Consider the following 25,461-nt stretch of genomic DNA (forward strand, 5'->3'; position numbering starts at 1 on the left):
ATCAGAGGACTTCCGACGCCTGGTTAAGTAGCCAGATGATGACCACCAGTAAAATGCTGCCGACACCGGCCATCGCGCCAAGATCTTTCCACTGCTTGCGCCCGTTTTGTATTTCCGAGTAAGTGGCAATGCAGTTGTTAGCCACCACCAGAAACCCGACGGCGCAGATTGCCAGCGCCAGCAGAGTCACAATGTCAAAGCCGTAATTCTGCAATGTTTCCATGATGCCCTGCCCCTCGCCGCGCGAGGGATCTTCCATCGTGGGTAGATCGGCCAGCGCATCAAACGTGGCGAAAGCAAGTAACAGAAGCCAGCGCATGGTTCCTCCTCAATTCAATATCAGCCAGAAACAGATCAGTACCAGCAGCAGCGAACGGGCTGTGACGGCACCGAAACTCTGCCAGCTTAAACGCTGGCGGCAGACGCCCTGCCACGCGACCAGCAATGTCCAGGCGCACCATAACAACAGGGTGGCGGAATACAGCCCAAGCAGTAACAGGCTGAGGGATTCAGGTTTACTCAGGCTGGCCGCCTGGTATGCGGCGATTTGCGCTTCAGTCACCTGCATTCTCCCGCTGGTAGTCGGCGCTCAGCGGCAGGACTTCGCGCGGCTGTGCTCGTGCCGGGGAAAGATAGTGGTTAATTCCTTGCCTGATGGTCTGGATATCCTGCTGCGCCTGCGGATAGTCGAAGTAGTAGCGAGACCGGGCATCGGCGCTGGCGCTCTGCCGGGCGCGCTCAAGAGTGACTTGTATTCCATCGAGCTGCTTCAGCGTCTGGGCGAGTTGGGCGGATTCCGGGGAAGCACTGGCCAACGCCGGTGAGAGCGAAATGAACAGTAGAATTGCTTTCTGGCAGTGCATGAACGACTCTCCTGTGCCTGTGATAACGAGCAGGGTAGGAGAGCCGTGGGGAGTGGGCAGCTAGAAAATCATTTCATCGCGTGAAGAATTTTTATCAGCGAATTATCTGTGCTCAATTTTATTTTCTCATAATGTATTGGTTCTGATAGCGGCAAATCCCATGTGTGAATTTCGCTTTTATCGAATGGCACGCATTTCATTGCAGTGTCTTGCAAGAGCTTTAATTTTTTATCATGTTCATTCGGGTCATTTATTGTTAGGATTAAGCTTTCTCTCCTGATCTTCATTATTTCCAAGGGGCATATTAACTTTACGTTCCCGAAAGAAAAAACGTTATTACCAGTAACGAAAAACCTGTCTGGAATATCTTTATAGTATCGAGTGTCCCATAAAACGCTGTTAAACATACTGTGTGGATATGTTTTTGTTTCAATATAATAGCTATGAGTTCTCGTATCACTAATCCCTGAAAGGTTCATGGCCATATTAATTACCATGTTAGGGATGGAGCGGTTTATGAAACTGAGTGCAATGATTATAGCAGGTAGACATATCAAGACAGTGATAGTGCTTGTTGTTTTATTGCTTTTTCTAAGTTCATTTAAATGTATAGAGCCCGGTAAGATACCAAGAGTGACAATAACTATTGTAAACCCGATGAGGAAACTCAGTTCAACCAGATTGTTTGTACCTTCACTGAACTCAAGCTGAGGCATGAAAAATAACATAGGGAGTATTTGAACTAACCCCGGAGCCAGTAAATACAAAGGTAGCCAACGCTTTAGTTTTTTATCATCAGGTAATTTTTCGGTCTCATCAATGCTTTGTCCATTAAATGTTCGTTTCTTGTTGCCCCAGAAGAACCTCTTTGCATTAAATAGATCTCTTATTGTTATTGTATAACTAAATATTAGGATTACTATAAAAACAATTGTGGAAATAATATATCCATTATACTTTGTAAAATAATAAACAGCATTGCCAATGTTTATTATTGTACATATGAATATGCTGTTGCTGTAACAGATGGATGAAAATCTTTGCGGTATGGTAGCAAGCGCCTTAAATTTCCCTTCGTGAATGGAGTAAATAAAGATCATAACAAAAGAGGATATAAAAATAACCGTGCTAAAACCGATTAGCGATAAAAGTATGAAGAAAAAGATAATCCCCAAGGATGAACTCACACTTACAGCATCAAAGAAAATATCAAGCCTGTCGATATTAGACAGATAAAACCATATGGCAGCAATAGTGAGACTGGTTACAAAAACGGAGGAGGTTACTATTGTGAGAATGAATTTTTTATTTATTAATTTAAATAAAGGTTTGTTCATTTTTCAAATTCCATGTCTGAATAACTGTTGCAAACTCTACATATACCACCATGTTATTTAATAAATCCCGATATGTGCGGTCAGCACATGTCTCAATGCGATTATTACATAGCCTGATCGTAAGAATATAGCTATTCAGATCAGGCTGAGCATGTAACGCAGTTCTGGTAACTACAACCACCGCTTAAAACTGCATGCCACTGCCCATATTATTGCCCCGAAGCCTGTAGCCGCAGGCAGCAATATCAGCGTTGCCGGTAAACAGAATGGCTGGGCAAGCCAGAATATCAACAGCGTTGTGGCGACAGAGCTGCCGATTCGGCGGGTGTGCCGGTGAATAAAGGTGGATTCCAGGCCGGTGCCAAATCGTCTCAAATCCCTTTGGACCAGCCCATCCACCAGCCCGGTGAGTACACAAAGGCAGAGCAGCGGCAGTATTGTTGCAAGCCAAACCAGCCGCAGGAGAGAACTTGTCAGGGTATACGCGAGGGTATCGAGGAGGTCTTTAAGAAAAAAGAGGTGAATTTGCTGCCGGAGGTAAAGTACGCCTGCGCGGGCGTTTTCCAGTAGCATCAGTATCTCTTTACCTGCCGGATGCGGCTGTAAATGCAGGGCCAGCTCCGTATGTTCCTGCGTTACCACCTGAAAAATATGCCGCGCGCCGTCCTGCGGCCAGCAGAAATATAGCCCCAGCAGTTCAACCACCAGGCGTAACAGCAGCGCGCCTGTTACCAGCCCCACGATCCGCCCGGCCAGTATGAACAGCCAGCCGACAGGTCCCGGTTCCGGGCGCGGTTGTGGCCCTTTCTGTTCACTCATGGGCGTCTTCGCCGTCTGGACGAGCCTTCATCCATGTGGTTAACCGGACGACGGATTCCGGCAGCGGGCACTGCTTATCCGCCACGGGCAATGGCAGACGAATTTTCCATAATTGCCCACCTTCCAGCAGGGCAAAGGCCTGGCCTTTGGGAAGCTGAATCAATGCCGACGTATCGAGTAACGGGGCGTTATGCGTCACCACATGCTCATGCGTACTGCTGGTAAAATTGTTGATGCTGCCGGGCGTATCAGTAATGCCGGAATTGACCTGTCGGCTGCGAATTTCCACCTGCGGTAGCTGTTTTGTGAGCAGTTCGGCGGTGGCTGTTTCGCGTACCCGCAGCATGATCAGATTATTGAAGTTGCCCACCACCTGGCCTGCTTTTGGCGCGCTGCCAATCCGTGCCTGAATATCGCTCAGTGTCTGGGTGTAGGCGGTGACCTGAATACCTGCGCCGCCGCCTTTGTTGATCAACGGAATAAATTCCGGCCCCATCAGTTCATTAAATTCATCGCAGTGCAGGTTTATCGGCACCGGTTTTTCATTACCGCCGGGGAGCCCGTCATTGAGGCCAAATTTATAGAGATGCCCGGCAACGCTCACCAGATCGGCGAACATGGAGTTGCCAACAGCAGCAGAGACGACGGCATCGGAGAGGGCATCCAGCCCGACATACACCACGGCTTTCTGGCGGATCGCCTGCTGCCAGTCGAGTATGGGGCGAGGATCGTCCAGATCGTGGTAGTCCGGCGCGAGCAGGGCGGCCAGCGTACCGGTGGTGAGCTTCTCAAGGAGCGGCAGGAGAGACGCCACAATCTTGTCAAAATAGGTTTTGTCATAACGCACAGCAGAAAGCAGACCGTCGAGGATCGGATCGTAAAGTTTCTCCGCGTTCAGGTACTGTTCCAGCGCCACCACATGGTGATCGCGGCCCTGCATATGACGCGGCGTGTTTTTATCGGTGACACGCTCCGCCAACTGGGCCACCACTTCCCACGCCCGCGTATTATGGCGCGGCAGCACAATACGCGCGTAGTCGATAAACAGGGCGTCGATATTCAGGACGTGGCGGGAAATCAGCTGATAGTCCGGGCGCTGGCCGAGTGCGACCAGTGCCCGGGCGATGATATTCACAAAGCGCCAGGCAAATTCACGGAAGGCTGCGGAGTTCCCTTCACCGGAAAGCTGGCCGGTCAGGCGCGATGCCACTTCCGAAATGCGGCCAAAGCGCCCGATGGCGTTATAACGGGCGCTGATGGCCGGATACGCCAGATGGAACAGGATAAAACGATCGCCACGCCCGGCCCGCTGTGCTTCCATGTACAGGCGCTTCAGCAGATCGGCATCTCCTTTTGGATCAAAGACAATCACCACTTCACCGCGGCGGATGTCCTGGGTGGCAAGCAGCTCCGCGAGCCGGGTTTTGCCGACGCGGGTAGTGCCCAGCACCAGCGTATGGCCCGGGCGTTCGCCAAGCGGCAGAGTGACATCCGCTTCTTTCAGTTCCACGCCGTGCAGCCAGGGATTTCCTCCGACGGGCGGCAATGGGCGCACTGGGTTCAGAACACTGTCTGTGCTGAGCAGGCGGGCAAGGGCGGGTAAGGTATGTTCACAGCGTTTTTCGGCACTTCTGGCCAGCCGGTAACAGAGCCCGGGCCGCAACCAGCGGGCAGCTTCAGGTTGCAGACAGTCATACAGCCTCTGGGTATGAATGGGTTGCCAGCGAAAACCCTTACCGAGAAATAATCGCTGGTTGCTCACCGGTATTTTCCGGCTGGTCAGGCCATAGCGCGGCAGACGCAGCAGGTTGCGATGATAGCGCACGATGCGCCATCCCTGCCAGGTGCGGTACAGGGCCAGCAGTAGCAGACCGCAGGCCATCACTCTGGCCTCCGGAACGGAAAGCATCAGAATGGGGGCCTGCGTCAGGCAAAGTAGCGCGCCGCAGACGGTGGTGATCGTACTGTAAAACTCGACGGGTGGGCGCAGTAGCGCTTCCAGTGCGTAGCGACTCATGGTTGTCGGCCCTGTTGCAGAAGGCGGCTGACCTGCTGGCGGTAACGGGCCGCAGGTGCTCCACCTGCCGGGCGATGATAATGAGCGGCGGCATCCAGCCAGCTTCCGGGATGCTCATCGTAGCGCTGGCGCAGCAGACGCGCGGCAAGGGCCAGGTTTTTAACGGGATGCAGGGCATCGCAGGGGGAAGTGAAATATTCCCGGTGCCAGCCGATGTTGATTTGCGCGATCCCGACGTCGATACGCTTCGGGCTGGTGTGGCGAAGAGCGGAACGGAGCGCTGTACAGGCCTGTAGCTGGTTGTCGTAGCGATAACCGGTTCCGGCGATATTGAGCGTCCAGGGCCAGGGAAGGTATTTGCCATTCACTTTTGTACCGCTTTCAACCTGCGCCACGGCCCACAACAGTTCCGGCGGAACACGGAAACGTTCAGCGGCCTGACGGTAGGCCTCCGGTAAGGGATGGGCCAGCGCCAGCCAGGGCAACAGTACGATCAGGGCAGAACCTCGGACCACAGTTCCCCCTTGCGCTCCAGCGCCACCGGGATTTTACTCTGGCCGAGCAACTTCCAGCGCCCGGCGTCGTGGTTGAGCGTGATGTTATGTTCCTGTACCCGTTTGGCATCGATCCCGTGTTCCGTGGCCCAGTGGCGAACCCGGTTGTCATCGCCTTCGCTGTTAACCAGCCAGATATCCATCGGCCGTTTCTGGGCCATCAGGGTTCGCAGCAGGTTGTCGCAGGATGGACAGTTTTCTTTGACGAACAGCGAGACGCGGGCGGTGCTGGCCGACGTGGTTTTAACGGGTGTCAGTTCCGGGTATAACCGCTGCCAGGTGGCATCATAGGCGCGCTGAAACGCCAGCTCTTTCTCCAGCCGCTGAAACTCTTTTTTCACCAGCAGTTCGGCGAATCGCTGGCGCTCACGATCGGTTTCTGCCTCGACACCCAGGGTGGTCAGCGGATCAAGGTCCGGCGACCAGATGCCGCGTGCCTGCTGTTTCAGTGCCAGGTAACGCTGCCACTCTTCGGGTGTCACCTCCCAGACAGTCGCCTGCTGCTCGGTGGTCAGTTGTTGCAGGCCGGAAGCGATGTGCTGGCTGGTCTGCACCAGGGTTGGCTGTGCCTGTACGGCGGTGGCAAACAGAAGAAGGAGTAAACGTTTCACGGTCTACTCCGGCATCTTCAGTGTCAGGTGGCGCTTACCGCGACGGAATACCGCCCGTTGCTCATCAAACCTTTCCAGTTGCCAGCCGCGCCACTGTTCTCCGGGCCGCAGCCAGACCACCTGATGCAGATAAACCGCACCCGGCGGCACAATAACGGCCAGCCGGATCTCACCACGTAGCACCATCCCGGCAAGAAAAAAGGGGGCCATTGCTGGCCCCAAAGGTGGGTGGGTCATGGGAAGCGAGTGAGAGATCACCGGGAGGGAAGAGGTGCCGGCAAAACAGACTTCCCGGCGGGTTTCATTAAACGTCAGTTGCCAGGCCGGACCTGCCAGCAGATGCAGGGCAGTTTTCAGGCGTTGCGGGCCGATGCGGTACTGGCTGAGTGGTAAAGGGAGGGTATAGAGCTGCGCCCGGCTGGCATCGGGCAGGCACAGAGACCAGCCACTGTCGCGCAGCAGATACTGCAACGCCTCGCCCACAGCCGGGTGAAAACCGGGCGGTACAGACAGCGTTGTGAGCTGCTCAAGAGGCGATGATTCCGGTGAGGTATTGACCAGCAGATAGCGGTCGTAGCGTGCTACCTCCGGTATGGATGGGGAACCTGCGGCCACACCGTGAAAGGCGGTCAGTATCAGCGCTACCAGTAGTCGTTTCATCGCATCCTCCACAACGTTATGGCGTGAGCATGCCGGGCAGGGAGGGGAAGTCATACCGACAACTGTTTGCGGCAGAAAAAAATAGCGCCCGGTTTTCCGGGCGCAACAGAGAGCGAATACTAAGTGAATGTCGTGTCAGAACTGCGGTGTGGGCTCAGGTTGCGGTTCGGCCGGTGCGGGCTGAGGCTCTGCTTCGCGCCCGGCCCGGTAGACCTCTTCACCGTCAATTTTGATCAGCCCGATATGCAACAGATGGGCTTTCAGGCTGACGCCGGTCTCGCCTTTACGTTCACCTCTGGCATAAACAAAGGTGTCGGCATACAGATCGCCGAGGCGGAACTGGATCAGCACTTTGCGTTTTTGTTCACATGCGTCAATACAGCGTCTTACCAGAGTTTGAGCGTCCTTACCGCTGACGCGGCAGTCGAACCAGGTGTGCTCCGCGTTACCGGCTTCGCCCCGGAGTGCGGCAATGTCGCAGCACAGGAACGGGTCGCCTTTTTTCGGCGCCACTTCCCGGATCCGGTTGAGGTAGCCGAGGCCGCTGGTGTGCAGGTTGAAGTAGTGAGAAGTATTCATGGTGGTTCTCCGTGTTGGATGGGCGGAGGAATACCCCATGGCGCGGGGATTTCCCCGCTTCGGGATGACATTTCCGCCTTCTGATGGCAACCCTCTGAAAAAGGCTGAGTAATGTTTCGGGCATTCCGCGCAGTGCGCCTCCGCATTTCAGGAATGCATGGCAGAGTGCGTTAGCGTCACTACAGCAACAGGCTTTCATCCCTGATAACAGCGGAATTCATGTTCAGCGTTTGCAGGAAAGTTGCTGCTTCAGTTTGCGGAAATATGCTCTGGCATCATCGTCAGAAATAGCCGGACGTCGGTCATCAAGCGCTTTTTGTACCTGCGCCCGGAACCAGGCGTCATAACGGTTGGTTTCGGTTACTCTCAGATGTGGTTCTTTTTTCATTCCCTGAATCTCCTGGCTACCCAATGAAAACCCAGTGTGGCGCAGACATGGGGAAATGTCCGTCACTCTCCCCGCAAGGTTTTGATCAGCTCTGCAATGTGTTGCTGCTGCCGGGCCAGAAAATCCTCCAGCGTCAGTTTCCCTGCGGCGATATCATCCAGCTTCTGTTCCCACAATGCGGTGGTACCCGGATCTTTCAGCGCTTCCGGCAGGGCATTGATCAGCGCACAGGCCGTCTCTGTTGCCCGCAGGAAACGGCGCTCTTTCATCAGGTAACCCCGGTGAAGTAAGGTCTGGATAATCCCGGCGCGCGTGGCCTCGGTGCCAATACCTGCGCTGTCTCTCAGCGTCTCTTTCAGACGCGGGTCACTGACAAAACGGGCGGCATTTTTCATTGCGGCAATCAGCGTCCCTTCAGTGTAATGTTCCGGCGGTTGCGTCTGGCGAGCACGCACATCCACCTGATCAACAGTGCAGTTCTGCCCCTGCTTCACAGGAGGAAGTGTCTGCGCCTCTTCCGGTTTGTTTCTGTCCAGCTCGCGCCAGAACAGTTGTTGCCAGCCGCGGACGATCACGGCGGATCCCCGGGCAACCAGTGTTTCTCCTGCGCAGTTCAGGTGCAGCTCGGTTTTATCCAGTTCATGATCCGCTAAAAACTGTGCCAGATAGTGGCTGCGGATCAGGCCGTAGACCTTACGCTCGCTCTCATTCATTTGCGCCAGGTCCACCGGTTTACGTGTCGGGATAATGCCGTGGTGGGCGGTGATTTTACTGTCGTCCCATACGCGGGAGCGCTGTTGCAGATTAACCTGCGCGGCAATGTACTGAAGCGCCGGCTCACTGGCGAGCAGCGCGGGCAGCACCGACGGGGCTTCGGCATGCATCGATAAAGGGAGGTAACCGCTGTCGGTTCGCGGGTAGGTTGTGGCTTTATGGATTTCGTACAGGCGCTGGGCGATATCCAGTACTTCCTGCGCACCCATTCCCCATTGCTTTGAACACACCTGTTGCAGGGCGCTGAGGGATAAAAACAGCGGTGGCGGAGTGTTGACCTGCTGGTGGGTGACCTTCTGTATCAGCGCGGTGCTGGCCTGTTGCAGGCGCGTCGCCACGTCGCGGGCGGCGGATTCGCGAATACAGCGGCCTCCATCATCACAATACACTTCATCGGCCTGCCACTGCGCCAGAAAGGTACAACCCTCTGCACGTAACCGGGCATCCACACGCCAGTAGGGACGGGGCACGAAACGGTTGATTTCCCGCTCCCGGTCCACCACCAGACGCAGGGTGGGTGTCTGTACCCGGCCCACAGAAAGGACGCCTTTATGGTGCCGGTGCATCAGCGTGCAGGTGCGGGTCATGTTGATGCCAATCAGCCAGTCGGCGCGCGCACGTGCCAGCCCGGCCTGATATAACGGAAAGGTACTGTCGCCCGGGCGGAGCGCCGCCAGCGCTTTGTGGATACTGGCGTCATCGAGCGCAGAGAGCCAGAGCCGCTGAACCGGCCCGCGCCAGCGACACTGTTCAAGGATTTCACGGGCGATGGTTTCGCCTTCACGGTCAGCATCAGTGGCAATCACCACCGAGTCTGCCTGCTTCAGCAGTCGCTCAATAATGCGGAATTGCTTGCGCGTTTCCGGGCGAACCACCCGCTGCCAGTTCGGGGGAAAGAAGGGCAGATGATCCGGAAACCAGCGTCTCAGCGCCGGATCATACTCTTCCGGTGTAGCCATACTCAGCAGGTGGCCGAAACACCAGGTGACAGTCACGCTGGTGTTATACAGGTAGCCATTGCTCCGGCTGCTGGCATGCAGAATACGGGCGATATCGCGCGCCTGAGAAGGTTTTTCGCACAGGTAAAGTTGCATGGGGAGAACTCCGATGAAAGGGAATTCAGCATGGTGATCGTTCAAGAGGTAAGACAGGAGGAACTGGACAGGCAATTTGAGGCGATGTTTTTGTGCAGAACGCATGTTGGATTGTTTGAAAAATTCCTTTTTGCACCTTAAAATGAGCATTAAGCAGTTACTGCATGTTTTAAGGTGCAAAATGAAACGTATACAGCAAGATTTATTACCTTCTGATCTGAGCCGTCAGCTAGCTGGCTTAGGTAACATACTGGCGCAGAGCCGTATTGCGCGCAAAATGCCGCAGTCGGAGGCGGCAGTGCGCGCCAATATCAGCCGCAATACCGTTAGTCGCATTGAGAATGGCGATGCAGGCGTGGCTATCGGTCAGATTCTGCGTTATCTCGATGTCGTACGACCCGGCGCAACGCTTGCTGATGTGGTGACGAAAGAGGATAACGCGATACAGGCCGCGCAGAATAACCGTCGTCCCCGTCGCGCACGTCCGTTAAGCAGCAAGGAACTGGAAGAGTATGATTTCTGAGAAAGCCTTAATGGTGCACACTTTTTTGCCTGGGGCGACTGAGGCTGTTCCTGCGGGTAAGTTATTTTTGCAGGAAGAAGGAATCGATCTTCGATCCTCACGTTTTATTTATGGTCTGAGGTACCTGAAGCGAAACGGTGCAATTGAAATTGATCCTGTTGGGCTTGGAATGCTTCAGGGGCAGAGAGTGGCGGGGCAAGAGTTGTTTGCTCAGGAGTCAGCCCTCTTTGGAGGGATCCGTGACGCAGCCCCCGATGCCTGGGGACGCCGTGTCATTGAAGCCAAAAAGCGGGTGCCCGCCAATTCCTTACCAGAATCTGTCTATCTTCTTGAAGCCGGGCCAAACCGAACTGGCGCGCTGGACATTACTATGGATGGTGAACCGGCAAGGGCACTCGATACCTCAGCGGATATTAAGTCGTTGGGTTATTTGTTCGAGGCCGCCGAACGGGTTGAAAATGGCGCTCCTTTACCTGCGAATCTACACGGAATATTTGACGCCGGCTCCAGTATGGGTGGGATGCGGCCGAAAGCTACGTTGGTGGTTGAAGATGGTAGCCACTGGTTGGCGAAGTTCTCTTCACATACTGACCGGGGATTTTGTTATCCGGCCGTTGAACATGCCACGTTACGGCTGGCTGCTGCTGCCGGGATCCATGTACCCGAAACCCGACTCGAAGAAATTGGCAAGGGACGGTTTGCTATGCTGATTAAGCGTTTTGATCGCGTAGGTCAGGGAGCTGAAACAGGCAGGCGGCATTTTGTTTCTGCGCTGACATTGATGAATATTCATGAAATGGCGTCGGTGGAAAGTAGCTATGCCGAGCTGGCAGATGCCATGCGTCGACATCTTGAGGCGGACAATTTGTCAGAAGACCTGAAAGAGCTTTATCGCCGGATGGTATTTAATATCCTGGTCAATAACGATGACGACCATTTACGTAATCATGGTTTTGTACTGATGGAGTCTCCGGAACAGTCACCAGTAAGGGGGGCACAGGAGCCACAGGACGATGTCAGACTGGCATGGCGGATTAGCCCACTTTATGACGTGGTTCCTCGCCCCGTTCATTCTCACCACCGACGTCTTCATCTCGGGGTTGGTGCATTCGGCAAAGAAGCAACACTGGGTAATGCCATTTCCTGGAGTGAACGCTTTGGTTTAAGTACCACTGCTGCAATTGCCGAAATTGATCGTATCTGGCGAGTCGTGCGGGAATGGCGCAATTATTTCGAGGAGTATGGTATGGCAGGGGATGATATTGATGCCGTTAGCTCTGCCTTTTTACATGCCCGTTATCTGGGGGGAAAAGATGTTGGGATTGAATAGTTGCACCTTAAAAGGAGCACTAAGAGAATAGTGCCTGTTTTAAGGTGCGATAACCCTGGCGGGTTTAAAAAAAATGGCAAAGTGACACCTTGAGTTAATCTTTATGGGATTTTTTAAACCCGCGGCTGTTCTGTATCACTCAACTGACTGCATTGCCGCAGCATAAATGTCACTACCGATAACTGCATATTCAGCACCTGACGCTGCCACTCGATGACCAGCAGTGCATCGCGCAATTCGTTTGATGTTGCAGTCTGGTGCACAATTTCCAGTAACGCTGCACTTCCCGAACGGTTGTTATCCAGGTTTCGCCAGCGCAGATAACTGACGCCGGAGCGCGCCGGGTTGCTGCACAGTACTAACGGCAGGGTACGAACGGGAAGGTTAAAAACCGCCTGTTTTAGCTGCGGCTGGAGCTGTTGCAGCTTTGCCTGAAGTTCCTGTAACTCCTGCGCCAGTTCCTGAAGTTCTCCCTTACCCTTAAAGGCCTTTAAAAGGCCCTTTAGCGAGCTCTTGCGGGCGCAGTTTTCGTAGTCGTTATCACTGAGCATCGCGGTGGATCTCCGCCAGTATGCGTTTGGGTAACTGTCCAAGCTTGCGGGTTGTTGCCTGCGCCAGTGGAGTGTTGAACCGGACATCGGCACGGATTACGCCAGTGGTACGGAAGCGATTAACGAAGCTATAGAGCTGAAGCAAAAGTCGGGGAAGGGTGGCAACAACATCCCGTTTCTCTGCCTGGCTGATGAGGCCTAATTGCCAGGCGAGAAGCGTGCGGCGCACCAGCAGGTCGTAATCCACCAGGTGATGCAATAAACGTGAACCGGGCGGCGATAACAGAGCCAGCGGCAGTATGTACTCCGATGGCATGGGGTTACAAAGCAGGGTAGTGCCGATCGCGGCTGGCAGTGTGCTGAAGTGGTTATCCAGTTGATTATTTTTCTGTTTCAGCAGATGCGCCATCAGGTTCAGCCGGATGCCTAGCTGCTCCAGCCAGTGAGATGCCCACGGATCGTCACGCTGCTCGGCGCGCAGCATCCGTTTCAACAGCGCCAGGCAGAGCAGCATCCCGCCAGGACGCGCCTGCCATAAACGCGCCGCAACACGGGTATGCAGGGTAATATGAATATCGCTCAGTAAGGTTGTGCCGGGCATCGGGTGTTCTCCGCAGGAATAAGTGCCCGCAGTGTCTGCCCGACCACGAAACATGGCGATGAACAACCCTGCTTCTGCGCAGAAGATTTAATCTGTTTTTCCCGATTGATGGGGGCGGATTGATAGTCTGAATGTTGAATTTATGCGGTACGCATAAATATCGCGTTATCGGGGTCTGCGCCGTAAACGGTTGAACTCTCCCCGGCGCGCACGCTCCAGCGTGGCTAACAGGTAAGCGAGGGGGCGGCGAATATCATGAGTGGCGATACGCCACAGGCAGTCATCCAGCACTTGCTGGCTGAGGGAACCATCCAGATGACGCATCGCCCGCTCGGCTGCACGCCGTTCGCTGGCGCTAAAAGGATTATCCACAGGCCAGTGCAGTTTTTGCGTACTCTTTTGATGTTTATTACTTAGATCTGTATCAGTACGTACGCGTAATGCTTCCCCCGGTTCGCCAGCCCCCGCCAGTTCACCTGGTCTTTGATCAGGACTCTGATTTTTTTTACCGAGTCTTCGATGAAGACCTGGCCTGGTCTCCGGCAGAGACTCAGTGCAGCGTCGTCCACTGTCCACAGGTTGTTGCAGGTTTAAAAGAAGGTCGGTGGCGGCCGTGCGGATGCGCTGATTTCGGTGCCGGGTGCAGTCGATCAGCAGCGGCAGGTATTCGCTGTCCATCCGGCATGCGTCAGCATGGGATATCGGAACATCATGCAGGGCAAAGAGATTTCCGGTGATCCGGCCGCTTTGTGCATCCCGTAAACGCTTGCACAGGCTGAGCCAGCGGGTTATCCGCAGCATCATCAATGCGTTGCTTACCGTACTGCGCGAGGCTTTCTGGCAGTCAGGCAGGTCTGACAGCCAGCACTGCAATTCGTCGTAAGAAGGGAAAGTGCTGTTCCCCTCATCCCGTACATGCAGGCGCAGTAGTTGCCAGGTGAATTTATCGCGGGGAGAAAGATTGCGGGCCAGCAGCAGAGATTTTGGCACGCTCTGCTGCGGGTTACCGAGAAACAACAGACGATCGTCACTATGCGATTCACTCTTCATGTAACAGCTTCTCTTGATGCCACTGCCGGAGCAGGTTCCAGATAACTGTCAGCGACAGCTTATGAGAACGGGCGATTGTCATCATGGCTTTCAGGGCATCAGGGGAATCCAGCTTCATCACCCCCGTTTTCTGCCACTCATTCCAGACCAGCGCTTCCACGGCTTCATCTGGCGCGTTATTACGCCCCTGGCGTACAAACAAGCCTATCAGCCGCCGCCGGGCGCAGACTTCCAGCGTGGAGAGACCAAAAAAGTGAGTGATAAATTCAATCGATGCGCCGAGCGACAGCGCCTCTTCGAGATTCTGCTGAAAGACCCGTTCCTGTTCTGTTCGCGTCAGCATCCGGCTGAGCATGTTGTGATCGATGCTGAGCGTTATAAACTGCACCGCGCTATTGCTGAGATACAACATGTCATCGACAGTCAGCCGAGTCAGTTCGAAGAGTTCCTGTGGGCTGAACCCCAGTGATTCGCAGTAGCGGATCTGCCCCTCTTTCAGCGCCTGCATCACGTGCGTCAGCACCGCCTGGTTAACCGAAGGCGTCATGAGATACCTCCCGGAGCCGTCTCTGACGACATAATCTAATCAGTTGCATCATCTGCTGGATCTGTTCGTCGTTGTAATCCGGCGACAGCATAAGTTCCAGCGCGGGCATCGGCGTGTTTACGTCGCCACACAGTACCGACAGCACCTGATAACATCGCTGTGCAGCGGGATGGGGAAAAGTATCGCAAGGTGCAAGGGTGAAACCTGCCGGGGCGTTTTCGTCCGGCCGGATACACTCTTCCAGTTCCCAGTATCTGCAAATCGCCCGGGCAGCCTGTACCTGAGGCGTATATTCAGATGTCTCAGGCCCAGAGCCTTCTGTCGTTTCTTCGTCGTGATCGATATCTGCCAGCGGTGCTTCTTTTTGCGGTTTTTCCGGTGGTGGCCAGAGTACTTTTTCGTCGGGAACGCCGAGCAGAGCCTGCCGCTTCCCCTGACCGTCGAGCAGTTCTGACAGCAAAACATTCCAGCTGATACCGCTACGGCGGCTCATCTCGCCCAACAATTCATCCTGTACCAGTTGCGGAACCACGCCGTCCTGTTCGCCGTTAAAGGTGGAGAGTGCGGAGCTGAACAATGTGGTGAACTCGGGCTGCTTTTCCGATGGCAGCAGCTTTTCCCAAACCTGATTTGCGGTACTGCGTAGCGTCAGAAGGGGATCAATGACTGTGCGCGTCAGCCCTCCGTATAACGCATCCGGGATACTGGGTAGCAGCCACTCTACTGTTTGCACCATCCGGCTGATTTGCGACTGGCTGACCGGATAGCCATCGTTGGTCAGATGCTCTGCCAGCGATTGCTGCGTCTGGCAATCAACCCCGGCATCACGGTAAAGTTCCCGTAGCCGCAGGATCCCCTTCGCACGTTCGATAAACGTTAAGCCGTTATGAAGGTCGCTTTCCGCCAGATGGCCGATAAGGCACTGAAGTTCACCTTGCTGTTCTGTGACACCTTCCGGCCAGCGGCGAAACGGCCAGTGGAAGCGGTAAAACCGCTCATCCTGGGTGTCGCGCCACAGTTCATTGAGGATCTTAAGCCGGGTATTTCCTCCACTGGCGAGCATAAAGAGCTTATCGCCAGGACGACGGGTCAGTACCGGTGGGTTATCTAATCCCCGTGCGCGGATTGATGCTTTAAGCGCATCAAAACCCGGATTGCGGGTCGTTCGTGGGTTATCGGGAAAGGGCTGAATTTGTTCCAGTGTGACATGGACCATCTCCTGGTCCTGATACCCGGCAATGTTGAGAGGCCGGATATTGAGCAGTTGTGGGGTACACATAATCTTCCTTATTGCTCTTAGATATTGCGGGTAATCCGGATTCGCTGGCAGATCCAGGCGTCCACTTCGCTTTCCAGCCAGGCAACATGCCTGCTGTTAATGCGTATGGCTGACGGGAATTGTTGCAAACGAATTTGCTGGTAAATCCATGATTTACCAAGGCCGATTTTTTCTTCTACCTGATGTAACCGTAATAATCGGTCGCTGTGCATAACCATCCTCCTGTGTTCAGGTTCGTTCACATCAACGCGACGGGAGTGATTATAAAAGCATCCACTAATATGCGAGGCAGTAAAAAACCTTATTTAAGTTGAACAGAGTAAATTGCGGGGTGGGGGAAGGCATTGTGGTATGGAGGCAGTCTTTGGCTCTGTCCTGAAATCCAGCTCTATTCAGAAACCGAATTCCGGCATGATGACCGTCAGTTTATTGAACGGTGAACCCTCATAATGCTTTGCCTGAAGGGTGACATTCTCACTGACATGTAAGTCTGGCCATTAATGTCACTATCTAGCCCCGCGCAGAATGTCTTTTACGATGAAGTTCAATCTCAGGCTGAAGAAGCTGGTTGCCGATCTCAGCCTCGACAAAGCCATGCTGCAGGATGTACTGGCAAAAAAGAACTGACGCTGGCGCGCTTGCGCGAATGGTCAGGGACCTGCAGGCCCGTTACGGGGCCAGCGAGAGGCAGGTCTGTTTTGCACTACAGGTCAGCCGCAGCTCTTTCCGCTACCGTTCTGTGGCGGCAGACGACAGTGCACTACGCCTGCGAATCAGGAAGATCACCGAAACCCGGGTCCATTATGGCTATTGCAGAGTTCATGTCATGCTCAGGCGGGAGGGCTGGCGGGATAATCACAAACGCATTTATCGGCTCTACAGCGAACAGGGGCTGCCCCTGCGTCTTAAACGCCCACGCCGGAACAAATCGGCACAGCGGCGGCAACCGCAGCCTCAGGGGCTGTATCCAAATCATGTCTGGGGCATGGACTTTGTCTCTGATGCGCTGTTTGACGGAAGGCGCCTGCGCTTGCTGACGGTAATCGATTTGTTCACACGTGAATGCCTGGGGATCTGTGTAGGCCAGAATTTGCGCTCAACGGAAGTTGCGGAGATGCTGAACAGTATTACGCTCAAACGCCCCTTACCACAGTTGCTTAAAACTGATAACGGCTCTGAATTTGCAGGAAAAATGCTGGACAGATGGGTATACGAGCGAGGGATCCGTATAGACTTCTCACGCCCGGGAACACCCACGGACAATGCCACAGTGGAGTCGTTCAACGGCAGGCTGCGGCAGGAGTGCCTGAACGAAAACTGGTTCATGTCCCTGGAGGATGCACGGTGCAAAATCGAGGCCTGGCGCATATAATCAGAGACGTCCCCATTCTGCGCTGGGCTGGATGACCCCGTCCGAATTTGCTGAAAAGTCTGCCGGTTGCCAGAACACGCAACCAACATGAAGCCGGTTATTCCTGATTATGACTGGATCATATTCGGGGTCAGGGGCATTCCATTACTAACTGATCATTGTATCTAACACTGGGGGCAGGTCAAGGCGTTCAATAATCGTATCTTCTGTTATATATCACTTAACATAACCTCTCTGGTAAAAGGTTTTAACCCGTCCCGTTTTTTACTCATTTATTGCGTCTCCTGCCCCTGATCGCCGCTATATGTTTTTTTTAGCAAAGAAATGAACATATTGTTTGTTAAGGTTGTGATTAATATATCCTAATATAATGCGCATGAAGATTAATTGAAAAATAGAAGGATAACTGACACACACTCAACAACACTTTTTTAGCTTAATTAACCTGGATTAAACTTCCTTCTTGTCGAAGCCAGATTACCCATACATCACAAGATATGATGATATTCATCTTGGTCCAGGAACCTCAAATGCGCTTAAATAAAAAACACATCAATAAAGTTGTATCCGCAATTTTGTTTGCTCAGGTTACCTTTTTTTCATCCGCTGCTTATGTTGGCGCTGCAACAGAAAAAACATTAATTGTTGGTCGCTATGCGCCGATAGAGTCTCTTGACATTGCTAATGTATGGGATGTTAGCGTTTATACCGCCGATCAAATATTTGAGCCATTATACATTGTTGGTAAAGATGGGCAGCCGAAGCCCTGGTTAGCGGTGTCAGCCACGCCAAACAGTGACGGAACAACCTGGACATTTAAACTTCGCCCAGGGGTGAAATTTTCAGATGACAGCGCGTTAAAAGCAGAAGACGTCGTTTTTAGCCTTACCCGCCATCTCAAAAATGCAGGTGGAATACCGTTACTGGCACCGATTGTATCAATTACCGCGCCAGAGCAGGATACGGTTATTATTAAGCTCAAAGGTGCTTACCCGGCACTTTTGTCAGATATTAGTGCTGTATCCAATGGCATTATGCCTGCCAACTTTGCAGGGCAGACTGAAGAGGCATTTTTCCAACATCCGATTGGCACCGGTCCCTTTGTTCTGGAGTCGTGGGTCCCAGGGGGGACCGTAACCTTAAGGAAAAATGACCATTACTGGCAGGCGAATAAACCCTGGTATGATGAGCTGGCGTTTACCGTGCTTCCGGACGAAAATCAGCGTGTTCAGCAATTACTGGCTGGGCAAATCGACGTCATCGATAATCTGCCCCCGGTACGTTTTGCTGAATTATCAAAAAATCCCGATATTTCCGTAACGCGAAGTGAAAGCTGGGTTATTCAGATATTGCAGTTTAATACGAAAAACCCGCAGTTTTCAGATGTTCATGTCCGTCGCGCAGTGAATTTGGCTATTGATCGTAAGGCATTAGCTGATGCAACCAGTTTCAAAACCTCTGATGCCGCGAGTACCATTATTCCGCCTACTGTGGCGTTTTATGATCCAACAACCGCTGCTGTAGATACAAATATTGAAGCTGCGAAAAAAGAACTGGCCCTCAGTGCCTACCCTCATGGTTTCTCTACCACAATTTTAACCCCAGGTGGCGATCAGGTTCGGGCGCAGCAGGCGCAGATCATTCAGAGTCAGCTAGGTAAAATAGGTATCGAGGTATCCATTATTTCGCTGGATCCTGCGGTCGTGCGTGAAAAAACACACGCAGGAGATTATGCGTTAAGACTGCAGGAATCCATCAGTGATGTCAGCGATCCGAATATTTTCCTCACTTACCACTTTAGTCCTGAGGATGGCGGATCTGATAGCTACTGGACGTTTTATAACAACCCGCATCTTACCTCAGTATTGCGTCAGGCACGTGTTGAACAGGACGTAAAAATCCGCGGCGCGTTATATCATGAGGCGCAGGAAATAGTGGCTTCTGACGTACCCATCATCCCGCTGGTATATCAAAGCCGCTTAGTTGCCACACGCAGTAATATCACCGGCATACAGGCCATTCCTAACGGAGCCACTCGTTTCGATTCTGCCCAGGAGAAGTAAATGACGGGTTCTGGCAGCGTATTATTTCGCCGGCTCATTGAGTCGGCATTACGTGCATTTCTGACGATCGGCGGTGTGGTGATAGCAACATTCTTTATTCTGCATATTGTGCCCGGCGATCCGGTGCTTATGATTTTGGGTGAACATGCCAGCAGTACTGCCGTTCAGGCATTAAGAGTGACTTTAGGACTTGATCGCCCGATGCTGGAGCAATTTACGGCGTTCCTCATCGGTATTTTCAGGCATGCTGATGCCGGTTATTCGCTGGTATACCGGGTACCGTCAAACGAACTGGTATTAAGCCGATTACCGGTCACTGGTGCATTAGTGTTGTTATCCACGTTATTCACCACGATCGCCGTATGCGTATTTGCCACCGTTGCCGCACTTAATGAAGGAAAAGCCACTGACCATATTATCCGTACGCTTTCAACATTAGGGGCGGCGATGCCTGTTTTTTGGCTGGCAATTATTTTAATCACCCTTTTCTCTGTCAATCTTCGCTGGTTCCCTGTTGGCGGAATTGGACGTCATGGCTTCCTCAATAGCCTTATTTTACCTGCAGTGACGGCCACGATCGTGACAGCCCCCGTATTAGTGCGAAGCCTGAGAGCGCAATTGCTGGAGGTCATTAATGCTGAGTTTGTCACGATGCTGCGTACCAACGGACTTTCCACTTCCCGTATTATGATCAGACACATTCTGCCTAATGCCGCTATCCCGACATTAATTTTGCTGGGTATTAATATCAGCGGAATGCTGGGCGGCTCGATTATTCTTGAACGGGTTTTTGCGCTGCCTGGTATTGGCTCATTATTATTTGACGCCATCGCGAAGCGAGACTTCCCGTTAACACAGACGATAGCGCTGTTTTCTGCGGTAGGGGTGGTCGTGGTCAGCCTACTGACAGATATCGCCGTTCGGATACTGGATCCACGCGTGAGGCTGGCACAATGACAAACTCTGCTCACTTCCCAGTGGAAAAACATCTGCCACGGACCCGCCAGGCGCGACAATACGTGGACAAACAACTCCCATCCACTCTGATTATTGGTGTAGTAATCACTACCATCGTGGTAGTAGTGGCTGTACTGGCTCCCATGCTGGCTACGCATGATCCGATTACACAAAATTTATCGCATCAGCTGTCGGTTCCCTCAGCACAACACTGGCTGGGGACAGACTATTTAGGACGGGATATCTGGTCACGACTGATTTACGGCGCAAGAACGGATTTAAGAATCGCCTTTTTTGCGGCGTTATTCCCGGCATTCATCGGCACACTAATTGGGTGTATCGCTGGTTTTACCGGAGGTGTTTTCCAGTGGTCATTGCTGCGTATTGCTGACTGCCTGATCGCGTTTCCATTCTATCTGGTGGTACTTATCGTCGTCTTTGCCTTTGGCTCCGGTGAAACGGGCATCTATGTGGCATTTGCCACCGTGGGATGGATCCCGTATGTGCGCGTCCTGAGTACCACAACCGAAGCGGCAAAACGGCAGGAGTGGGCCGTGGCAGCACGATTGGCAGGGCTGAGCCGGATGCGCGTCATTTTCGTGCATATTTTGCCCAATATTATTGCGCAGCCCATCACCCTGTTTGTGGTGGATATGGTTTACGTCATCGTCGCTATTATAACGCTGGGGTATTTAGGCTTAGGTATACAGCCGCCTGTTCCTGATTGGGGTTCAATGATTGCAGACGGGCAAGCTTTTGTTACCACCCAGTGGTGGATCCCGGTTATTCCTGGCATTGCCGTCATCATTACCGGGATCGGCCTGTCTTTTCTGGCCGATGGGATGACGCAATTATTGAGGCCTGAATCATGAATACGCCGATACTGGATGTTCGCGGACTGTGTCTTGGCAGTAAACAAAATCCTGGCTCACCCCTCGTTTCAGATATTACGTTTTCGTTATCTGCAGGTGCGACACTGGGTATTGTGGGGGAATCCGGCTCAGGTAAGAGTCTGACTCTGCGTGCGCTTATCGGTGCATTGCCCAGGGGAATAGATATTGCGGCGGGTGATATCAAGATAAGGGGGAGCCATACCATTAAAAATGGCAGGGTGCTCAAAAAATCGGGGAGTCATGAGATTGGAATGGTTTTTCAGAATCCCATGAATGCACTGGATCCGCTTATGCGAACAGGATCGTTGCTTGCTGAAATACATCGTGTCAATACCGGAGATACCAAATCTGCGTCAAAAGAAAAAGCCCTTGAACTTATCAACATGGTGGGTATTTCTGATGCAAGTCGCGCCTTTGAGTTTTATCCACACCAACTTTCAGGTGGGCAACGTCAACGTATTATCTTAGCTGCCGCACTTGCTAAAAAACCCGGCATATTACTGTGTGATGAGCCAACAACAGCGCTGGATACGTTTACACAAACGCAAATCGTACAGCTTATAAAATCCCTGTGCCGGGAAAGAAATATTGCCGTGATTTTTGTCAGTCACGATCTTAGTGTGGTCAGCCAGCTCTGCGAACATATTTGTGTGATGAAAGACGGGGAGTTAATTGAGAGGGGGCAAACGAAGAGTGTGCTGAATAACCCCCAACGACATTACACGCGAAAACTGATTGATTCACAGCGGTTGCTTGAAGGAGATAGCTGGTGACGCCGTTATTAAGTGTTCAGGCATTGTCTGCAAAATATCAGCAAACGTTGATTTTGAAAAATATTAACTTTGACCTCACTGTCGCAACAATAACAGGGATTGTCGGGAGTTCAGGATCAGGAAAAACGACGTTAGCGCGAGTTATTACTGGCGAGGTGCCTTTTTCATCAGGGCGTTTATTGTGGCGTGGAAATGAACTTAATACCAACCGCGACCAGGCGCATCGTCGTCAGATTCAGATGGTATACCAGGACCCCTATGTTTCATTAAACCCCCGAATAACGGTGGGTAAGATGCTGGCGGAACTGTTGACCTGTATCCAGGGCGTTAAAAAAAATGCGCTTGCACGGGAAGTTGAAAAACTGCTCAGTCTGGTGCATCTAAGCAAGGACTTTATTCCCGCTTTGCCGGGGCAGCTTTCCGGGGGAGAGCGGCAAAGAGTGGCCATCGCCAGAGCGCTGGCGGTCAACCCCTTGTTGCTCGTTGCTGATGAGCCGACCTCCAGCCTGGATGTGTCGATCAGGACCTCCATACTGGATCTATTCAAAGAATTGCGGGACACCCTTGGGTTAACGATCTTATTTATTTCGCATGATCTGCTGGCGGTACGTTATGTGTGTAATGACATCATCGTCATGGATCAAGGTGTTTGTGTTGAGCGAAATAACGCAGAACAACTGTTTACTCATCCGGCATCCAATGCGGGCAATCATTTAATTTCTAACATACCGCGATTGAATTTTAACGGCGTAGAATAAATAAAGGCTGGCTGAAAATGGCAGAAAATAATAATTGGCTAATACGTGATAGCCACGTTTTGCAACACCCAAGTCAGTACAGTAGCGGAGAAAAAATACTACTGGTTAAAGGTGTCGGTGCACATCTCTGGGATGACACAGGAAAGCAATATATTGATGTCCACGCCGGAGCATGGCTTGCACAAATTGGGCACGGCAGGCAGGAGATCGCGGATATTGCCGCCAGGCAGATGAGTACCCTGGCACATTTTACGATTGCCTGGGATTTTTCTAACGTACCTACGATTGAACTGGCTGAACGTTTAATTGCGAGAGCTCCTGACAATATCGGTAAAGTCAGGCTGATGAGTTCAGGATCTGAGGCTGATGATGAAGCATTACAGTTGTCACGCCTTTATCATTACCGACGGGGTGAGCCTGAGCGACGCAAGATTCTGGTACATAGAGGGGCCTTCCATGGGCGTACCTATGCAGGTGCGGAGCTTGCCGGAGGCCGACAGGGTATTGGAGGCGGTGAGCCGGAAATAATCCAGCTTACTCCCGTTCGCCCTTATCATCCGGAGTTATACCACGGGCAGCCGCTGACGGATTTTTGCGTGCAGGAACTGGAAGACGCCATTCGTGAGCACGGGGCTGAAAATATTGCTGCGATGTTTGCAGAATTAATTGTCGGGCCGGGAGGGGTTATTTCACCGCCCGACGATTACTGGCCGCGCATGAATTTGGTGCTGAGGCGACACGGTATACTTCTGGTCGCCGACGAAGTGGTTACGGCCTTTGGCCGTGCGGGTGCGTGGTTCTCGTCCCATGATTTTAACCTCAGGCCGGATATCATTGTACTGGGGAAAGGGATCGCGAGTGGATACATGCCACTGGCGGCCTTACTGCTGGACAAAGAGCTTGCTGAGGTGGTGGAGGGTACGGATAGCGGAGGTTCATTTGCCGGGCATCTGGTTGCCGCCGCTGTGGCATCCGCCAGTATTGATATTCTGACGAGTGAAGATCTCATTACCCAGGGCCGCGCGCGCGGACGGCAGTTTCATGATGAGCTCGCTCCACTGCTGGATTTTCCTGTTATCGGCGAGATCCGAAGTCGCGGCGCACTGGTCGCGCTTGAGTTAGTTACTGACAAAAAAAGCCGTACTTCACTCTGCGCACAGAATCCGGAATTACCTGCCATCATTCGCCGATATGCCAGACAAAAAGGGGTCATACTCGGCGTGCATGGTGGGGCTATCACGCTGGCACCTCCGCTGGTGATCGAGGAGGAGGATGTCAGTAAAGTCAGCCGTCTCCTGGCTGACGTGGTTGCGCATGTTAATGACCTGAAAGGACTCGTCAGATAAGTAATCAGTCAGGTTGTAGAGGTTATGTCACTAAAAATATACCGGGTGACAGACAATATGATGTTTTCGCCCGGAAAGTCGTTTCTTCATTTTATGACTTTTTTATATCAGCCGCTTTCATACTGTCGTATTTAGCCTTCCAGCTAATGCTCCTCTTCGCGGGCTTAACTGAATAGAACACATTCGGAGTAGAATAATCATGACCATCAAATTTTGGCGTATCGATCTGGCTAAAAATGTTTTTCAGCCATGTGGACTGAATCAGGCCGGAAAACCAGTATACAGTAAGCGGGTTTCGCGGAAGGTATTGATCCAGACAGATAGTCTTCAATGTGTTCCAGCAGTTCCGGTAGGCGCTCCAGCGGCAGTGCCGGATAATGGCGTATGATCAGCAAAACCGTTACGCCGATCCAGATTCAGCGCCGTATTGTTGTTTTCCACCCACTTTTGCTGAACCGCGTAACGCATTAATAATGTTGTACAGGTGCTGCCACGCACGAGACGCTACTTCCAGCAAACCTTTTTTCTCGATACCTTTCAGTAGGGCTGTAAAATGTCGGGCTTTCAGTTCCGTAATCGGCTGATTACTGATGTCCGGAAAAATGTGATTGTTCAGATTTGCAAGCTGGTGGGAGGAATGGTTTTCCGACTAGGTTCTGTTGCTTTTATGCCAGATCCACATTGCGGCTATGCAGGGGGATACTTATCTTAAGTACTCAGAATTCTGGATACGTTACCCTCCCATGAACCATTGAAATGGCATAATTATTGCTACATTAAGGGCATCGGCCTCTCTGCAAAGGTGTCCTATGAACGCGCGCGTGGTAGTGAATCAGCCCGAATCTATCAAGCCCCTGCAACCTTATTTCGTGATCAACGCGGCGGCCAGCTACCTGAAAAAGAGCATGACCGGTTCGCCGATTGCCCACTTTTATAGCTTTCAGGTGTCCGATGCGCCGGGTATGGCGCTGGCGGTTCCCGATGGCAGCGTCGACATTCTGTTTAACTGCGACAGTGATAACCCGACGGCCAGAGTCTGCGGCAGCACTCTGGCGGCCAATGAAATCGAGCTACAGAACGGGCAGCGCTATTTCGGTGTGCGTTTTATGCCCGGTGTGATGCCGGACTTTGTGGATTTGGCGGCCGGGGAACTGTTTGGTCATGAAATTGAATTTAATAACGCGGTGCCCGGCACGCGGCATATCTTCGAGCAAATTGCCATTAGCGAGGATTTTAATCAGCAGATCCGCCTCTTTTTACACGCCTTTGAATCGCGCCTTAGCCGACCTTCCGCCAGCCTGTTATTACAGCTGGTGGAGATTATCTTGCACCACCATGGCGCTATTCGCGTCGAACAGTTAGAGAAACAGACGCTCTATTGCGCACGCTATATCCAGCGGATATTTCGTGATAACTGCGGCATGTCGCCAAAAATGTTCTGTTGCATGGTGCGTTTCCAGTACGCGTTATTTCAGCTCAACCAGGGGCGAGCCGTGAATCTCGCCGCCATGGCCCATGAACTGGGCTATGCCGACCAGTCGCATTTTCTGCGGGAATTTAAGCAATTCGCCAAAATGTCGCCACGCGCATACCTCGCAAATATCAAGGCCATTAACTACCAGCAGCGTATTCAGCAGCTCTGATTGTGCACTGTTTTAGTGCGCAAATGCCGAATTGCCTCGCTTTTTGCACCCGCGCTTGTTCTGATTTTTTCTATTTTGC

General features: G+C 52.4%; 27 protein-coding genes and 3 pseudogenes. 11 read left to right on the plus strand and 19 right to left on the minus strand.

Annotated features, from left to right (window positions below; all coding sequences use genetic code 11):
* Position 1 precedes the first annotated feature (1 nt).
* From C0557_RS04015 to C0557_RS04070, 12 genes are all read right to left on the minus strand, one after another.
* Positions 2-319: a TIGR03745 family integrating conjugative element membrane protein gene (locus C0557_RS04015; RefSeq protein ID WP_208657565.1), complete on the minus strand. Its 318-nt coding sequence runs from the start codon at positions 317-319 to the stop codon at positions 2-4.
* 9 nt (positions 320-328) lie between these two features.
* On the minus strand, positions 329-562 hold the full coding sequence (locus C0557_RS04020; RefSeq protein WP_043955314.1) for a TIGR03758 family integrating conjugative element protein: 234 nt from the start codon (positions 560-562) through the stop codon (positions 329-331).
* Complete coding sequence (locus C0557_RS04025) at positions 555-863, minus strand: RAQPRD family integrative conjugative element protein (protein WP_208657566.1); 309 nt, start codon at positions 861-863, stop codon at positions 555-557. Before C0557_RS04025 ends, C0557_RS04020 begins: the two co-directional genes overlap by 8 nt.
* 68 nt (positions 864-931) lie before the next feature.
* The gene (locus C0557_RS04030; RefSeq protein ID WP_208657567.1) at positions 932-2,200 is read right to left on the minus strand and encodes a hypothetical protein; all 1,269 of its coding nucleotides are present in this window, start codon (positions 2,198-2,200) and stop codon (positions 932-934) included.
* A 171-nt stretch (positions 2,201-2,371) separates the two neighbouring features.
* Positions 2,372-3,019 (minus strand): DUF4400 domain-containing protein, encoded by a 648-nt coding sequence (locus tag C0557_RS04035; RefSeq protein WP_208657568.1) that lies wholly within the window; start codon positions 3,017-3,019, stop codon positions 2,372-2,374.
* Positions 3,012-5,036: a type IV conjugative transfer system coupling protein TraD gene (traD, locus tag C0557_RS04040; RefSeq protein WP_208657569.1), complete on the minus strand. Its 2,025-nt coding sequence runs from the start codon at positions 5,034-5,036 to the stop codon at positions 3,012-3,014. Before traD ends, C0557_RS04035 begins: the two co-directional genes overlap by 8 nt.
* Positions 5,033-5,551 (minus strand): transglycosylase SLT domain-containing protein, encoded by a 519-nt coding sequence (locus C0557_RS04045; RefSeq protein WP_208657570.1) that lies wholly within the window; start codon positions 5,549-5,551, stop codon positions 5,033-5,035. Before C0557_RS04045 ends, traD begins: the two co-directional genes overlap by 4 nt.
* Complete coding sequence (locus C0557_RS04050; RefSeq protein ID WP_208657571.1) at positions 5,530-6,201, minus strand: TIGR03759 family integrating conjugative element protein; 672 nt, start codon at positions 6,199-6,201, stop codon at positions 5,530-5,532. Before C0557_RS04050 ends, C0557_RS04045 begins: the two co-directional genes overlap by 22 nt.
* Positions 6,202-6,204: 3 nt before the next feature.
* Positions 6,205-6,861 (minus strand): pilus assembly protein PilL, encoded by a 657-nt coding sequence (locus C0557_RS04055; RefSeq protein WP_208657572.1) that lies wholly within the window; start codon positions 6,859-6,861, stop codon positions 6,205-6,207.
* A 135-nt stretch (positions 6,862-6,996) separates the two neighbouring features.
* Positions 6,997-7,440: an STY4534 family ICE replication protein gene (locus tag C0557_RS04060; protein WP_208657573.1), complete on the minus strand. Its 444-nt coding sequence runs from the start codon at positions 7,438-7,440 to the stop codon at positions 6,997-6,999.
* 223 nt (positions 7,441-7,663) lie between these two features.
* On the minus strand, positions 7,664-7,828 hold the full coding sequence (locus C0557_RS04065; RefSeq protein WP_208657574.1) for a hypothetical protein: 165 nt from the start codon (positions 7,826-7,828) through the stop codon (positions 7,664-7,666).
* A 62-nt stretch (positions 7,829-7,890) separates the two neighbouring features.
* Positions 7,891-9,696 (minus strand): DNA topoisomerase III, encoded by a 1,806-nt coding sequence (locus C0557_RS04070; RefSeq protein ID WP_208657575.1) that lies wholly within the window; start codon positions 9,694-9,696, stop codon positions 7,891-7,893.
* A gap of 181 nt (positions 9,697-9,877) precedes the next feature.
* Here C0557_RS04070 and C0557_RS04075 point away from each other — a divergent pair, with 181 nt between their 5' ends.
* Positions 9,878-10,219 (plus strand): helix-turn-helix domain-containing protein, encoded by a 342-nt coding sequence (locus C0557_RS04075; protein WP_043955305.1) that lies wholly within the window; start codon positions 9,878-9,880, stop codon positions 10,217-10,219.
* The gene (locus tag C0557_RS04080) at positions 10,209-11,549 is read left to right on the plus strand and encodes a type II toxin-antitoxin system HipA family toxin (RefSeq protein ID WP_208657576.1); all 1,341 of its coding nucleotides are present in this window, start codon (positions 10,209-10,211) and stop codon (positions 11,547-11,549) included. The genes C0557_RS04075 and C0557_RS04080 overlap by 11 nt, the downstream gene beginning before the upstream one ends.
* 113 nt (positions 11,550-11,662) lie before the next feature.
* Here the strand turns inward: C0557_RS04080 and C0557_RS04085 are convergent, their stop codons facing one another.
* From C0557_RS04085 to C0557_RS04110, 6 genes are all read right to left on the minus strand, one after another.
* Positions 11,663-12,100 (minus strand): DUF3158 family protein, encoded by a 438-nt coding sequence (locus tag C0557_RS04085; RefSeq protein WP_208657577.1) that lies wholly within the window; start codon positions 12,098-12,100, stop codon positions 11,663-11,665.
* On the minus strand, positions 12,090-12,701 hold the full coding sequence (locus C0557_RS04090) for an AcaB family transcriptional regulator (protein ID WP_208657578.1): 612 nt from the start codon (positions 12,699-12,701) through the stop codon (positions 12,090-12,092). Before C0557_RS04090 ends, C0557_RS04085 begins: the two co-directional genes overlap by 11 nt.
* Positions 12,702-12,866: 165 nt before the next feature.
* Positions 12,867-13,751, minus strand: coding sequence for an STY4528 family pathogenicity island replication protein (locus C0557_RS04095; protein WP_208657579.1), 885 nt, complete (start codon positions 13,749-13,751; stop codon positions 12,867-12,869).
* The gene (locus C0557_RS04100; protein WP_208657580.1) at positions 13,741-14,298 is read right to left on the minus strand and encodes a DUF2857 domain-containing protein; all 558 of its coding nucleotides are present in this window, start codon (positions 14,296-14,298) and stop codon (positions 13,741-13,743) included. The genes C0557_RS04095 and C0557_RS04100 overlap by 11 nt, the downstream gene beginning before the upstream one ends.
* The gene (locus tag C0557_RS04105) at positions 14,282-15,577 is read right to left on the minus strand and encodes a ParB family protein (RefSeq protein ID WP_208657581.1); all 1,296 of its coding nucleotides are present in this window, start codon (positions 15,575-15,577) and stop codon (positions 14,282-14,284) included. The genes C0557_RS04100 and C0557_RS04105 overlap by 17 nt, the downstream gene beginning before the upstream one ends.
* 17 nt (positions 15,578-15,594) lie before the next feature.
* On the minus strand, positions 15,595-15,789 hold the full coding sequence (locus C0557_RS04110; RefSeq protein ID WP_043955297.1) for an AlpA family transcriptional regulator: 195 nt from the start codon (positions 15,787-15,789) through the stop codon (positions 15,595-15,597).
* A gap of 307 nt (positions 15,790-16,096) precedes the next feature.
* Between C0557_RS04110 and C0557_RS04115 the strand changes: the two are divergent.
* The 8 genes and pseudogenes from C0557_RS04115 to C0557_RS27365 form a co-directional block, all read left to right on the plus strand.
* Positions 16,097-17,040: pseudogene (locus C0557_RS04115) on the plus strand (IS3 family transposase); the annotation flags it as partial.
* A 439-nt stretch (positions 17,041-17,479) separates the two neighbouring features.
* Complete coding sequence (locus C0557_RS04120) at positions 17,480-19,012, plus strand: ABC transporter substrate-binding protein (RefSeq protein ID WP_208657583.1); 1,533 nt, start codon at positions 17,480-17,482, stop codon at positions 19,010-19,012.
* The gene (locus C0557_RS04125) at positions 19,013-19,969 is read left to right on the plus strand and encodes an ABC transporter permease (protein ID WP_208657584.1); all 957 of its coding nucleotides are present in this window, start codon (positions 19,013-19,015) and stop codon (positions 19,967-19,969) included.
* On the plus strand, positions 19,966-20,841 hold the full coding sequence (locus C0557_RS04130; protein ID WP_208657585.1) for an ABC transporter permease: 876 nt from the start codon (positions 19,966-19,968) through the stop codon (positions 20,839-20,841). Before C0557_RS04125 ends, C0557_RS04130 begins: the two co-directional genes overlap by 4 nt.
* Positions 20,838-21,635 carry an ABC transporter ATP-binding protein gene (locus C0557_RS04135; protein ID WP_208657586.1) on the plus strand — a complete coding sequence of 266 codons (798 nt, stop codon included), beginning with the start codon at positions 20,838-20,840 and terminating at the stop codon, positions 21,633-21,635. Before C0557_RS04130 ends, C0557_RS04135 begins: the two co-directional genes overlap by 4 nt.
* Positions 21,632-22,393: an ABC transporter ATP-binding protein gene (locus C0557_RS04140; RefSeq protein ID WP_208657587.1), complete on the plus strand. Its 762-nt coding sequence runs from the start codon at positions 21,632-21,634 to the stop codon at positions 22,391-22,393. The genes C0557_RS04135 and C0557_RS04140 overlap by 4 nt, the downstream gene beginning before the upstream one ends.
* Positions 22,394-22,410: 17 nt before the next feature.
* Entirely contained in the window at positions 22,411-23,739 is a 1,329-nt protein-coding gene (locus C0557_RS04145) for an aspartate aminotransferase family protein (protein ID WP_208657588.1), read from the plus strand.
* A 199-nt stretch (positions 23,740-23,938) separates the two neighbouring features.
* Positions 23,939-24,106, plus strand: a pseudogene (locus tag C0557_RS27365) (IS110 family transposase); the annotation flags it as partial.
* Here the strand turns inward: C0557_RS27365 and C0557_RS27370 are convergent.
* Positions 24,051-24,412 (minus strand): annotated as a pseudogene (locus tag C0557_RS27370) (integrase); the annotation flags it as partial. The pseudogenes C0557_RS27365 and C0557_RS27370 sit on opposite strands and share 56 nt — an antisense overlap.
* A 136-nt stretch (positions 24,413-24,548) precedes the next feature.
* Between C0557_RS27370 and C0557_RS04150 the strand changes: the two are divergent.
* On the plus strand, positions 24,549-25,382 hold the full coding sequence (locus tag C0557_RS04150; protein WP_208657589.1) for an AraC family transcriptional regulator: 834 nt from the start codon (positions 24,549-24,551) through the stop codon (positions 25,380-25,382).
* Positions 25,383-25,461: the final 79 nt, after the last annotated feature.

Origin of the sequence: Kosakonia sp. MUSA4, assembly GCF_013085925.1 — a bacterium.
Classification (GTDB): domain Bacteria; phylum Pseudomonadota; class Gammaproteobacteria; order Enterobacterales; family Enterobacteriaceae; genus Kosakonia; species Kosakonia sacchari_B.